Origin of the sequence: Actinomadura formosensis (assembly GCF_050948385.1) — a bacterium.
Lineage (GTDB): Bacteria > Actinomycetota > Actinomycetes > Streptosporangiales > Streptosporangiaceae > Spirillospora > Spirillospora formosensis.
The window spans coordinates 6,276,584-6,289,519 of sequence record NZ_CP192011.1 but is presented as its reverse complement, the minus strand read 5'-3'; the positions used below and the strand labels follow the sequence as shown (position 1 = coordinate 6,289,519).

The window sequence follows — 12,936 nt, the reverse complement described above, 5'->3', positions numbered from 1 at the left end:
GTTCGCGAGGTAGCGTCCGATCGATTTCGGTGATCGGATCGGTCGCCGGACCGTGGGTGGGGAACGGAAGGAGCGCTACCTTGCGCCGTGGACTGAAGACTTCGCTCGTCACCGCGACGGGGGCGGCGCTGCTGCTCAGCGCCTCCGCCTGCGGTGGCAAGAAGGCCGACGCCGGTGGCGATGGCGACGGTGGCGGCAAGAAGACCCTCAAGATCGGCCTGGCGTTCGACATCGGCGGCCGCGGCGACCAGTCCTTCAACGACTCGGCCGCCGCGGGCCTGGACAAGGTCAAGAAGGACCTGAACGTCCAGACCGAGGAGATCTCGGCCAAGCCGGACGAGCCCGACTCCGACAAGGAGTCGCGTCTGCGGCTGCTCGCCAACAAGGGCTACAACCCGGTCATCGGGGTCGGCTTCGCCTACACCTCCTCGCTGGTCAAGGTCGCCAAGGACTTCCCGAACACCAAGTTCCTCGTCGTCGACGCCGACCAGTGCAAGGTCGAGGGCGCGAACGTCAGCGGCGCCTGCTTCGCCGAGGAGCAGGGCTCCTACCTGGTCGGCGCCGCCGCGGCGCTGAAGTCCAAGTCCGGCAAGATCGGGTTCATCGGCGGCGTCAACGTGCCGCTGATCACCAAGTTCTTCGCCGGCTACCAGGCGGGCGCGAAGCAGGTCAAGCCGGGCATCAAGATCCTGCCGGCGAAGTACCTGACGCAGCCGCCGAACTTCAACGGCTTCAAGGACACCGGCCTCGGCAACGAGGCCGCCAAGGGCCAGCTCGACGAGGGCGCGGACGTCATCTACCACGCCGCGGGCGGCGCCGGCATCGGCGTCATCAAGACCGTCGGCGCGGCGGGCAAGTGGGCCATCGGCGTCGACTCCGACCAGTACAACCAGCCCGCGGTCGCCGGGGTGAAGGACCACATCCTCACCTCGATGGTCAAGCACGTGGACGTCGCGGTGTACGACTTCGTGGAGAGCGTCGCCAACGGTTCGGTCAAGGCGGGCACCAAGCAGTACGACCTCAGCAACGACGGGATCGGCTACGCCCCGACCGGCGGCCACGTCGACGACATCAAGGCCAAGCTGGACGAGCTGAAGGCCAAGATCGTCAGCGGTGAGATCAAGGTCCCGACCAAGGCCTGACCCGGCGGACCGGAAGTGCGGGGACGTCCCCGCACGGTGACGTGAGGGCCGTTTCGCCCGGCCGTAACCGCGCACCGGGAGTCACCTCGGCGGGTGGCTCCCGGTGCGGCGTCACGTTCCCCCTGTACACAGCACGTTCGAGGCAGGAGGAGGGGCACCCGTGCCTGACCAGGTGCCGGCCGTGCGGCTGACATCGATCACCAAGCGGTTCCCCGGAGTGGTGGCCAACCGCGACATCAACCTCACCATCGAGCGCGGCGAGGTGCACGCGCTCTGCGGGGAGAACGGCGCCGGCAAGTCCACGCTGATGAAGATCCTGTACGGGATGCAGCGGCCGGACGAGGGCACCATCGAGCTCGACGGCGAGCAGGTCTCCTTCCGGACCCCGGCCGACGCGATCGGCCGCGGCATCGGCATGGTCCACCAGCATTTCAAGCTGGCCGACAACCTGACCGTCCTGGAGAACGTGGTCCTGGGCGCCGAGCCCCGCGCCAAGGGCCGGCGGCGCGGCCGGATCGACTTCGCCGCGGCCCGCGTGAAGATCGAGGAGATGTCGCGGGCGTACGGGCTGCACGTCGACCCGGACACGCTGGTCGAGTCGCTCGGCGTCGGCGAACGGCAGCGCGTGGAGATCCTCAAGGTGCTCTACCGGGGCGCCCGCGTGCTGATCCTGGACGAGCCGACCGCCGTGCTCGTCCCGCATGAGGTCGACGAGCTGTTCGGCAACCTGCGGGAGTTGCGCGCCGAGGGCCTGACCGTGCTGTTCATCTCGCACAAGCTGGACGAGGTGCTGACCGTCGCCGACACCATCTCGGTGATCCGGCGCGGCACCACCGTCGCGACCCGGCTCGACCCGCGGGAGGTCACCTCGCGGCGGCTGGCCGAGCTGATGGTCGGGTCCGAGCTGCCCACCCCGGAACTGCGCGAATCGACCGTCACCGAGGAGGTCGACCTGGAGGTCGGCGGGCTGACCGTGCTGACCCCCGAGGGCCGTCCCGTGGTGGACGGCGTGTCGCTGCGCATCCGCCGCGGCGAGATCGTCGGGCTGGCCGGCGTCGAGGGCAACGGGCAGACCGAGCTCATCGAGGCGATCATGGGCATCCGGCAGCCGGACGCCGGGACGATCGTCTACCGCGGCGACGACATCACGCACTGGCCGACCCGGCGGCGCCGCGAGGCCGGCATCGCCTACATCCCCGAGGACCGGCACCGGCACGGGCTCGTCCTGGAGGCGACGCTCTGGGAGAACCGGATGCTGGGCCACCAGACCCAGCGGCCGAACGTCCGCGGCCCGTGGATCGACCGGCGCGGCGCCCGCGGCGACACGACCCGGATCGTCCGGGAGTACGACGTCCGGACGCCGGGGATCGAGGTGCCCGCCGCCGCGCTGTCGGGCGGCAACCAGCAAAAGCTCATCGTCGGCCGGGAGATGTCCGGCGACCCGCACCTGCTGATCGCCGCGCATCCGACGCGCGGCATCGACGTCGGCGCCCAGGCCGCCATCTGGGACCACCTGCGGCAGGCCCGCGCGGACGGGCTGGCCGTGCTGCTGATCAGCGCCGATCTTGAGGAACTCATCGGTATGTCCGACACCCTGCACGTGATCCTGCGGGGGCGGCTGGTCGCGGAGGTCGATCCGCGGACCGTCACCCCCGAGGAGCTCGGCTCCGCCATGACCGGCGCCGGTGGCGCCCCATGAGCGAGGAGAAGGAGCCGAAGCCGGCCGGCGACGAGCCGAAACCGCCGCCCGGCGGCGCGGCGGCCGGGCCGGAGCCGGCGGTGCCCGAGCCGGTGCCGTCGTGGAAGGCCGTCCTGCGCGGGCTCGGCCCGCGGGGGCTGGGGCTGAAGATCGGCGCGCCGGTGCTGGCGCTGCTGATCTCGCTCGGCATCACGATGATCCTGCTGCGGGTCACCGGCGCCGACCCGTTCAGCTCGATCCAGAGCATGATCGAATACGGCACGACCGAGAACTCGATCGTCGACATCGTCAACCGCGCGACCCGCTACTACCTGTCGGCGGTCGCGGTGGCGATCGGGTTCCGGATGGCGCTGCTGAACATCGGCGTGGACGGCCAGTACCGGCTCGCCGCGTTCCTCGCCGCCGCGCTCGGCGGCGCGGTCGCGCTGCCCGCGCCGTTCGGGCAGCTGCTGGTGATCGTGGCGGCGATGGCGGTCGGCGGGCTGTGGGCCGCGATCGCGGGCGTGCTGAAGGTGACCCGCGGGGTCAGCGAGGTGCTGTCCACGATCATGCTGAACGCGATCGCGACCGGGCTGATCGCCTACCTGCTGAACGACCAGCGGCTCGCCGAGGTCCGGCCGGGCAGCAACAACGTCGCGACCGCGCCGATCCCCGAGTCGGGCCGGGTCGGCGGGCTGAACGGCTTCCTGGCCTCGATCGGGATCGACCTGCCCGGCGCCGTGTACGGGCTGCTGCCGCTCGCGGTCCTCGTCGGGATCGTGTTCTGGGTCGTCATCAACTACACGCGGTTCGGCTTCGACCTGAAGATCTCCGGGCTGTCCACGTCCGCCGCGCAGGCCAGCGGCGTCAACGCCCGCCGCATGATCGTCTACACGATGATCGCGTCCGGGGTGGTGGCCGGCCTGATCGGCATGCCGGAACTGCTCGGCGCGTCGTATGAGTACTCGCTGAACTTCCCGGCCGGGCTCGGCTTCACCGGCATCACGGTGGCGCTGCTCGGCCGCAACCATCCGGCCGGCATCGCGCTCGCCGCGCTGCTGTTCGCGTTCCTCGACCAGACCTCCGACGTGCTGCAGGAGGTCGACGTGCCGAAGGAGATCGTCGGGGTCATGCAGGGCGTGGTCGTGCTGACCGTCGTCATCGTGTACGAGCTGGTCCGGCGCTGGGAGATCCGGCGGCAGCAGCATGCCGTCGCGGCGGAGCTGGCCACCGGCAACGATCTGGCCCGCGAGGCCGCTGGGAGCGCCTCATGAGCGCGGTGACCGAGACGGCGGCGCAGAAGAAGGCCGTGAACGGCGCGTTCCGGCTGCGCTGGCCGCACTACCTGCTGATCTCCGCCGGGATGCTGGTGCTGCTGTCGCTGGTCCGGGTGATCGACGACGCGGAGCCGGTGACCTCCAGCGGGACGGTCAGCGCCTCGCTGCGCCTCGCCGTGCCGATCTTCCTGGCCGGCCTGGGCGGGCTCTGGTCCGAACGGTCCGGCGTGATCAACATCGGTCTTGAGGGCATGATGATCCTCGGGACGTGGACGGGCGCGTGGGCCGGTTACCAGTGGGGCCCGTGGATCGGCGTCCTCGCCGGGATCATCGGCGGTGCCCTCGGCGGGCTGCTGCACGCCGTCGCGACGGTGTCGTTCGGCGTCGACCACATCGTGTCCGGTGTCGCGATCAACATCCTCGGGCTGGGGCTGACGCAGTTCCTCGCCGGGCTGATCTTCGACACCGGGGAGGCGAAGGCGCTGGGCGGCGGGCCGCGGCAGTCCCCGCCGGTCGACCCGATCGCGACGCTGACGCTGCCGGTGCTGTCCGGCGGCAAGGTCGGCGGCTGGCAGAGTCCCGACTGGCTCGGCTCGCTGGAGGGCCGCCACTGGTTCCTGGTGTCCGACATCGCGGGCATCACCCGCGGGCTGACCAGTGACATGTCGCTGCTGACGCTGGTGTCGCTGCTGCTCGTCCCGCTCAGCTTCCTGATCCTGTGGCGGACGCCGTTCGGGCTGCGCATCCGCTCCTGCGGCGAGGACCCGTACGCCGCCGAGTCGCTCGGCGTGCAGGTCTACCGGATGAAGTACGCCGCGGTGATCATCTCGGGCGGGTTCTCCGGCCTGGCCGGCGCGTTCCTCGTCACCGTCGCCGCCCCCCTCTACCAGGACGGGCAGACCAACGGGCGGGGCTTCATCGGCCTCGCCGCCATGATCTTCGGCAACTGGCGGCCGGGCGGGCTCGCCGCGGGCTCGCTGCTGTTCGGCTACACCGACGCGATGAACGTGCGCGGCGGCGGGCAGTCCGTCCACGCGCTGCTGCTGTTCGTGGCGATCCTGCTGATCGGCGTCGCGGTGTGGCAGGCGGTGCGCGCGGGCCGGCTGCGTTCCCAGGTGGTCACCGACCTGGGCCGCCGCGAGGTGCGCAGCGCCTACCTCGGTGCCGCGCTGTCGCTGGTCGCGGCCGTCGGGCTGCTCGCCTGGTTCATGATGAGCGAGATCGTCCCCGGTGAGCTGGTCTCGTTCACGCCGCACCTGACGACGCTGCTCGTCCTGGCGCTGGCCAGCCAGCGGCTCCGCATGCCCGCCGCCAACGGGCTGCGGTACCGCCGCGGCGAGGCACGCTGACCGGGGGCCGAAGCGGAGTGGAGGCCGCCGGTCACCGGTCCTGCCGGGGGTTTGGGGGATCGTCCCCCCAGAAAGGTAGATCCGTATGGAGATCGACTGGCCTGCCCTGCGCGACGCCGCGCGGGAGGCGATGACGCGGGCGTACTGCCCGTACTCCGGTTTCCCGGTCGGTGCCGCCGCGCTGGTGGACGACGGCCGGATCATCACCGGATGCAACGTCGAGAACGCCTCGTACGGGGTGGGCCTGTGCGCGGAGTGCGCCATCGTGTCGGCGCTGCACGGCCCCGGCAAGTCGGAGCGGCCGCGGCTGGTCGCGATGGCGGTCGTCGACCGGCACGGGAACCCGCTGATGCCGTGCGGGCGCTGCCGCCAGCTCCTGTGGGAGCACGGCGGCGCCCCGATGCTGCTGGAGACCGTCCGCGGCATCCTTCCCATGTCGGAGGTCCTGCCGGACGCGTTCGGCCCCGACGACCTGATCGAGAGGGCGTGACCCGTGGACGCGATCGATGTCATCCGCGCCAAGCGGGACGGCGGGGCGCTGACCCCGGAGCAGATCGACTGGGCGGTCGACGCCTACACGCGCGGCGCCATCGCCGAGGAGCAGATGGCGGCGCTGGCGATGGCGATCCTGCTGAACGGCATGACCCGCCCGGAGGCGGCCCGCTGGACGGAGGCGATGATCCGCTCCGGTGAGCGGATGGACTGGTCGTCCCTCGACCGTCCGACCACCGACAAGCACTCGACGGGCGGCGTCGGCGACAAGATCACCCTGCCGCTGGCGCCGCTGGTGGCGGCGTGCGGGGCGGCCGTCCCGCAGCTGTCGGGCCGCGGCCTCGGCCACACCGGCGGGACGCTCGACAAGCTGGAGTCGATTCCGGGCTGGCGGGCGTCGCTGTCGAACGCGGAGATGCTGGACGTGCTGCGCTCGGCGGGCGCGGTGATCTGCGCGGCGGGCGGCGGCCTGGCCCCCGCCGACCGCAAGCTGTACGCGCTGCGCGACGTGACCGGCACCGTGGAGTCGATCCCGCTGATCGCGTCCTCGATCATGTCGAAGAAGATCGCCGAGGGCACGGGCGCGCTGGTGCTGGACGTCAAGGTCGGCTCGGGCGCGTTCATGAAGACGGTGGACAGCGCCCGCGAGCTGGCCGAGACGATGGTCGCGATCGGCACCGACCACGGCCTGCGCACGGTCGCCCTGCTGACCGCCATGGACCGTCCGCTGGGCAACGCGGTGGGCAACGCCGTCGAGGTGGCCGAATCGGTCGAGGTGCTCGCCGGGGGAGGCCCCCGCGACGTGGTGGAGCTGACCCTGACCCTGGCCCGCGAGATGCTCGCCGCCGCCGGGATCGCGGGCAGGGACCCGGCCGACGCGCTGAAGGACGGCTCCGCCATGGACGTCTGGCGCCGCATGATCACCGCCCAGGGCGGCGACCCTGACGCGCCCCTGCCGTCCGCCCGCGAGACCCACACGATCACGGCCCCGTCCTCCGGCGTCCTGACCAGCCTGGACGCCTACGGCGTCGGCGTCGCCGCCTGGCGCCTCGGCGCCGGCCGCGCCCGCAAGGAGGACCCGGTGTCGTTCGGCGCGGGCGTGACCTGCCATGCCAAGCCGGGCGACACCGTCCACCGGGGGCAACCCCTCCTCACCCTGCACGCCGACGAGGAGGCCCGTTTCGCCCGCGCCCTGGAATCGCTGGAGGGCGCCTACGAGATCACCGAGAACGGAACCCCGTCCCTCCACCCACTGGTCATCGACCGCATCGCCTGACCAGGGTCGTTCAAGAAGCGCCGGCCGAGCCCGGACGGCTCGGTGAGGAAGACCTCATAATTCTCGACAGCCGGGCGGTCCGAAGACTGGTGCCTCTGGCCGTGGGACAGGCGCGGGACGTCGCGGATCATCGGTGTCGTGACTACCGACGCGTCCCCCGCCATCCCGAACCGCCGCACGTTCCTCTCCCTCTCCACGGCGGCCGCCGCCACGGCGACCGCCGGCGTCGCGCTGACCGCCTCGCCCGCCGCCGCGGCCGAGCCCGGCTGGCCGGACGGGCCCGGCAGGCACATCGCGGACCAGCCGCCGGACGCCGAGTTACGCGCGCTGCTGCGTGAAATCGACGAGGACCGCATCGAGGCGAACGTCCGCAGGCTGGTGAGCTTCGGCACCCGGCACACCCTGTCCGCCCAGGACGACCCGGACCGCGGCATCGGCGCGGCCCGCGACTGGATCCTCGCGGAGATGACGCGGTACGCCGCCGCGTCCGGCGGGCGGATGACCGCCGAGTTGCAGTCCTACATCCAGGAGCCCGCGTCCCGTATCCCCGCCCCGACCCGGATCACCAACGTCGTCGCGACGCTGCGCGGGTCGGCCGCCCCCGACCGCGTCTACGTGGTGTCGGGCCACTACGACTCGCGGGTCACCGATGTCATGAACGCCACGGCGGACGCGCCCGGCGCCGACGATGACGCGTCCGGTGTGGCGGTCGTCATGGAACTCGCCCGGGTCATGGCGAAACGGCGGCCCGAGGCGACGATCGTGTTCACCGCCGTGGCCGGCGAGGAGCAGGGCCTGTACGGCTCCAGGTATCAGGCGAAGCAGTACAGGTCCGCCGGTGCGGACGTGCAGGCGATGTTCACCAACGACATCGTGGGCAGCAGCACCGCCGACGACGGCACGCGCGACCCCCGCTCCGTGCGGCTGTTCGCCGAGGGCGTGCCCACCGCCGAGACTCCGGACGAGGCGAGCACGCGGCGCGCGGTCGGCGGCGAGAACGACTCTCCCGCCCGGCAGCTCGCCCGGTTCGTCTCTTCCGTCGCCGACAACCGGGCGACCGGCATGCACGTCCGGGTGATCTACCGCCGGGACCGCTACCTTCGCGGCGGCGACCACATCGGTTATCTGGAGCAGAGATATCCCGCCGCCCGCTTCACCGAGCCCAACGAGAACTTCGACCACCAGCACCGGGACGTCCGCGTGGAAGGCGGAAAGCAGTTCGGCGACCTCCCCGAGTTCTGCGACTTCCCCTACATCGCCCGCGTCGCCAAGGTGAACGCCGCCGCCCTCTGGTCGCTCGCGCGGGCCCCGGGGACACCCAAGAACGTCCGCGTCCTCACCCGCCGGCTCACCAACGACACTGACCTGGCCTGGGACCGCGGCCCCGAACCCGACCTCGCCGGATACGAGATCGTGTGGCGGGAGACGAGCAGCCCGGACTGGACCCACGTCATCCCCGTCGGAGACGTCACCGGAGTTCGCATCGACCTGTCCAAGGACAACGCCTTCTTCGGCGTCCGCGCCGTCGACAGGGACGGGCATCGCAGCCCGGTCGCATTCCCTGTACCGGGCTGAGCACACCAGAGATCGCCCGCTGACGTAACCCCGAGGCAGGCTTCGCGGCGGGGCCGAGCCGGCTCAGTGAGGACCGTGCAGGACGGCGAACGGGGCGCGGTTCTCGGTGCCGTCCGGTGTCCGCCAGGGGGCGGTGACATGGCCCTGGGCGTCATCGGCCGTGTGCGGTCGCAGGACGCGTGACACGCCGATGGTCAGGGTGCCGCGCGGTTCGGCCGTCACCACGATGTCGGTGCGGTCCCGCCCGTGCTCGACGGCCGTCACGGCGGCCGGCGTCCCGAAAGGGGCGCCGGTGAAATGCGGCACGACGGACGGGTCGGGGGTGTTGCTCACGCTTTGGTGCTGCGGCTCGGCGCGCCCTTGGAGGAGGGCGAGGAGCTGGGCCACGAGCACCGGGTCGTGGGTGCCGTCGTACACCCATCGCCGTCCCAGGACCCCGTGCTCGGACGTGCCGACGAGCGCCCGCTCGGCGCCGTCCAGCGGCGCGCCGCGGTAACTGAGCGGCACGTGGTAGGAGACCGGGCGGTCACCGGAGGTGTCCGTGACGACCATGAACTCCATGCCGACCTCGCCGTCCGGGTCTTCGAGCCGGAAACCGCCCGCCTTGGCCAGTTCCGGCTCGCGCCCCGTACCGGCGTACCACGGCTGCGCGGGGAGCCACGAGGTGAGCAGCTCCAGCTTGCCGGGCGCCATGGACGTGTTGTAGATGACCGCCATACGGCTTTTCTACAGGATTACCTGGGTTAGGAACGTCGGTGGTGGTGAGGTTCTCCCCGAAGACGCTCCCCTCAGGTGCGACAGGTTTTCGGGGGCGAGGGCGGGGTGTGTCGAGTGTGATGGCTATCACACCAACTTTTGGGGCCGAATTCTGATCATGTGTGGCGTCGGCGGTGCGGGGAAAAGGGCCGAACCAAACCGGAGTGCGCCTCATCGTATAAGGGCATAAGGGGGCACGGATCCGGAGCTGAAAGTCGAGTAAGCCGCCGTGTCGTAATGGAGGGGACATGCGACTCGGAAAGGCGTCCGTCTTCGGGCTCGTCATCGGCACCATGACGATCGGTCTCGCCGCGACGCCCGCGATGGCCGACCCCGGCGATGTGGTCGTGAAGCCGGGGCAGGCGCGTCCCGGTGAGCAGGTCACCGTCGTCGGCAAGAAGTGCGAGGTGGACGGCGAGACCGGGTCGCTGGCCTTCGTGGGCGGGGCGGTTCCGTTGAACGGCTCGGAGGAGGTCGAGGGCCGGGCGGGTCTCGCGACCATCAAGCAGGACACCTTCCCGGGCGACTACACGGTGCTGGTGCGGTGCGGTGCTCACAAGTCGGTGGGCACGATCCACGTGCTGGAGGCGAAGACGCCTTCGAAGACCCAGCAGCCCACGCCGGGCGGTTCGGCGCAGCCCACGCCGATGGGCAGCGCGCGCCCGACCCCGAGCGGCGGGCCCAAGACCGGTGTCGGCGGCGGCGCCGGCGGCGCGGACACCGCCCTGCTGGCCGGTGGCGGCGTCCTGCTGCTGGGGGCGTTCGGTGCCGGCGCCGTGGCCGTCCGCCGGCGGAGCGACGCGGACGCCTGATGGCGCGGCATCGGTGGCCGTCTCCTTCCGGAGGCGGCCACCGGCCTTTTCCGCGACCCTTCAGGGAGCCGCGAACCAAATTTCAGACGAGCGCATCTCAATGGGCAGTGGTGAATTCTCGCCGAGTGGGTGGATGACAATGCTGGGAAAGGGCGGCCTGTGGGCGCTGGCGGTGGCACTGCTGGCCGCCGGCCTTTTCACGGTGGGGCTCGGGCTGCGCGGTCCGGGCGGCCCGCCGCAACCGCCCGCGTGGGCGGCGGACGCCCGGCCGGTCGCGCACGACGGGCCGGTGCTGCCCCGCTCCCTGCCCGTCCAGGTCGCCGTCCCGTCGATCGGGGTCCGGGCCCCGCTGATCCGCCTGGGGCTTGACGCCGGCGGCTCGGTCCGGGTCCCCTCGGCGGATCGTCCGGGCGAGGCCGGCTGGTACGACGGCGGCCCCACCCCGGGCGAGCGCGGCGCGGCCGTGATCCTCGGCCATGTCGACTCCGCGAAGGGCGCCGCGGTCTTCTACGACCTGGGGCGGCTGAGGCCCGGACATCGCATCGAGGTCGTCCGCGCGGACGGCAGGGTCGCGGTGTTCACCGTTGAATCCGTCGAACGGGTCGCCAAGGACCGCTTCCCCACCCGGCGCGTCTACGGTCCGCTGGACCACGCCGGGCTCCGGCTGGTGACCTGCGGTGGTTCGTTCGACCGGGCGAAGCGCAGCTACCGCGACAACATCATCGTCTACGCCGCCCTGACCGCCGTCCGGTAGTAGCTTGGCCCTCGGTCAACGCGAGGGGGCGGGGTGGGCGGACGGTCACTGGGGCGCGGGTTCCGGTGGCTGTGGACCTCCTACGCGATCAGCGCGGCCGGCACATGGCTCGCCCTCGACGCCTTCCCGATGATCGCGATACTCGTCCTGGACGTGGGGCCGGCCCAGGTGTCGCTGCTGGCCTCGGTGGGGCTGGCGGTGGGCGCGGTGGTCGCGGTGCCGCTCGGGCCGTGGGTGGAGTTCCGCCGCAAACGGCCCGTCATGATCGCGATGGATCTGCTCCGGTTCGCGGCGCTGCTGAGCGTGCCCGCCGCGTTCGCCCTCGGATGGCTCACGTTCGGCCACCTCCTGGTCGTGTCGGTCATCGTGGCGGCCGCCGGCATCGCGTTCCGGGCGGCGAGCGGAGCGTGCCTGAAAGCGCTCGTGCCGCGCGCGGACCTCCTCGTCGCCAACGGGCGGTTCGAGTCCACCACCTGGACGACCACCCTGCTCGGCCCGCCGCTCGGCGGCGCCGCGATCGGGCTGCTCGGCCCGGTGGCGACCGTGGTGGCCGACGCGGTCAGCCACCTGCTGTCGGCGGGGGCGGTCCGCGCGATCGGCGGGACGGAGCAGCCCCCCGCCCGCGCGGGCGCGAAGAGGTTCCGGGCCGGTGACCTGCTCGAAGGCTGGCGCTACATCCTGACGCACCCGGTGCTGCGCCCGCTGTTCCTCCACACGGTCATGGTCAGGGGGCTGATCCTGGCCACGTCGCCGCTCCTCGTCGTCCTCATGCTCGGCGACCTCGGGTTCGCGCCCTGGCAGTACGGCCTCGCGCTGGGCGTCCCCTGCGTCGGAGGTCTCATCGGCTCGCGGCTGGCCCACCGGCTCGCCGCGCGGTCCGGGCGCCGGAAGGTCATGCTCACCGCCGGGACGCTCCGCGCGTGCTGGCCCCTCGGCCTGGCGTTCGTCGGCCCCGGTGCCATGGGGCTCGCGCTCGTCATCGCCGTCCAGTTCGGGTTGATTCTCTGCATAGGCGTGTTCAACCCGATCTACGCCACCTACCGGCTCGACCAGACCCCGAACGACCGGGTCGCCCGCACCCTGTCCGCGTGGTCGGTGACCGACAACGCCGCCGTCGCGGCCCTGACCGCCCTGTGGGGCGTGCTCGCCGGACTCACCGGCCCCCGCGCCGCGATCGCGATCGCGGGCGTCCTCATGCTGGCGACCCCGCTGCTCCTCCCCTGGAAGGATCATGCGCCGCGGCCCGAGCCGGAGCTCGCCGGCGCTCCGGCCTCGTCCGGCACGCCTTGACGCAGGTTCGGCGCCGGTGCGAGCGTGGGAGGTGATGGCGAAAGGGGGGACCATCATGACCGAGATCAAGAGCATCGAGAAGCCGGACGACCGGAGGGACTTCCCCAACGGGCACCTGGAAGTCGTCAACCTCACCGGCCTCGTCTTCGGGAAGGCGACGTTCGAGCCCGGCTGGCGCTGGACGGAGTCCGTGAAGGACATCGCGGGCACAGACCTGTGCGAAGTCCACCACAACGGCTACGTCGTCCAGGGACGGATGCGGATGCGGACGCGGGACGGCGCCGAGAGCGAGGTCGGCCCCGGGGACGTGTTCGTGCTGGCGCCCGGCCATGACGCCTGGGTCGTCGGCGACGAGGCCTGCGTCATGTTCGACTTCGCCGGCGGCATGGGCGAATACGCCAAGGCCACCGGCTGACCGGATCCATCCCGGCGGGGACACCGGACGTGCCCCCGCCGGACCACACCCCTTCCGTCACGCGCGTGCTCGCGGGCACCGAGGTGTTGGTGAGAGTTGACGACGTGGGGCGGGACGGCG

The 12,936-nt window shown here is 71.8% G+C and carries 12 protein-coding genes; 11 read left to right on the top strand and 1 reads right to left on the bottom strand.

What is annotated here, in order from left to right:
* Positions 1-80 precede the first annotated feature (80 nt).
* From ACQP1N_RS29515 to ACQP1N_RS29485, 7 genes are all read left to right on the top strand, one after another.
* Positions 81-1,142 carry a BMP family lipoprotein gene (locus ACQP1N_RS29515; RefSeq protein ID WP_242608827.1) on the top strand — a complete coding sequence of 354 codons (1,062 nt, stop codon included), beginning with the start codon at positions 81-83 and terminating at the stop codon, positions 1,140-1,142.
* Positions 1,143-1,302: 160 nt separating this feature from the next.
* Positions 1,303-2,841, top strand: a complete 1,539-nt coding sequence (locus ACQP1N_RS29510) for an ABC transporter ATP-binding protein (RefSeq protein ID WP_433227711.1) — start codon at positions 1,303-1,305, stop codon at positions 2,839-2,841.
* Complete coding sequence (locus ACQP1N_RS29505; protein WP_433227710.1) at positions 2,838-4,094, top strand: ABC transporter permease; 1,257 nt, start codon at positions 2,838-2,840, stop codon at positions 4,092-4,094. The genes ACQP1N_RS29510 and ACQP1N_RS29505 overlap by 4 nt, the downstream gene beginning before the upstream one ends.
* Positions 4,091-5,446: an ABC transporter permease gene (locus tag ACQP1N_RS29500; RefSeq protein ID WP_067795619.1), complete on the top strand. Its 1,356-nt coding sequence runs from the start codon at positions 4,091-4,093 to the stop codon at positions 5,444-5,446. Before ACQP1N_RS29505 ends, ACQP1N_RS29500 begins: the two co-directional genes overlap by 4 nt.
* Before the next feature lie 85 nt (positions 5,447-5,531).
* On the top strand, positions 5,532-5,936 hold the full coding sequence (locus ACQP1N_RS29495; RefSeq protein ID WP_067795617.1) for a cytidine deaminase: 405 nt from the start codon (positions 5,532-5,534) through the stop codon (positions 5,934-5,936).
* 3 nt (positions 5,937-5,939) lie between these two features.
* Entirely contained in the window at positions 5,940-7,214 is a 1,275-nt protein-coding gene (locus ACQP1N_RS29490; protein WP_433227709.1) for a thymidine phosphorylase, read from the top strand.
* Positions 7,215-7,352: 138 nt separating this feature from the next.
* Positions 7,353-8,789, top strand: coding sequence for a M28 family metallopeptidase (locus ACQP1N_RS29485; protein ID WP_433227708.1), 1,437 nt, complete (start codon positions 7,353-7,355; stop codon positions 8,787-8,789).
* Between the two features lie 63 nt (positions 8,790-8,852).
* Here the strand turns inward: ACQP1N_RS29485 and ACQP1N_RS29480 are convergent, their stop codons facing one another.
* Entirely contained in the window at positions 8,853-9,506 is a 654-nt protein-coding gene (locus tag ACQP1N_RS29480; RefSeq protein ID WP_067795611.1) for a maltokinase N-terminal cap-like domain-containing protein, read from the bottom strand.
* A 287-nt stretch (positions 9,507-9,793) separates the two neighbouring features.
* Between ACQP1N_RS29480 and ACQP1N_RS29475 the strand changes: the two genes are divergently transcribed.
* The 4 genes from ACQP1N_RS29475 to ACQP1N_RS29460 all read left to right on the top strand — a co-directional run bounded on the left by ACQP1N_RS29475 (position 9,794) and on the right by ACQP1N_RS29460 (position 12,816).
* The gene (locus ACQP1N_RS29475; RefSeq protein WP_067795608.1) at positions 9,794-10,357 is read left to right on the top strand and encodes a hypothetical protein; all 564 of its coding nucleotides are present in this window, start codon (positions 9,794-9,796) and stop codon (positions 10,355-10,357) included.
* A gap of 133 nt (positions 10,358-10,490) precedes the next feature.
* Positions 10,491-11,111: a class F sortase gene (locus tag ACQP1N_RS29470; RefSeq protein WP_131732647.1), complete on the top strand. Its 621-nt coding sequence runs from the start codon at positions 10,491-10,493 to the stop codon at positions 11,109-11,111.
* 33 nt (positions 11,112-11,144) lie between these two features.
* Positions 11,145-12,401 (top strand): MFS transporter, encoded by a 1,257-nt coding sequence (locus ACQP1N_RS29465; RefSeq protein ID WP_433227707.1) that lies wholly within the window; start codon positions 11,145-11,147, stop codon positions 12,399-12,401.
* Between the two features lie 55 nt (positions 12,402-12,456).
* A complete protein-coding gene (locus tag ACQP1N_RS29460) occupies positions 12,457-12,816 on the top strand; it encodes a cupin domain-containing protein (RefSeq protein ID WP_174548837.1) in 360 nt (119 codons plus the stop codon).
* Positions 12,817-12,936: the final 120 nt, after the last annotated feature.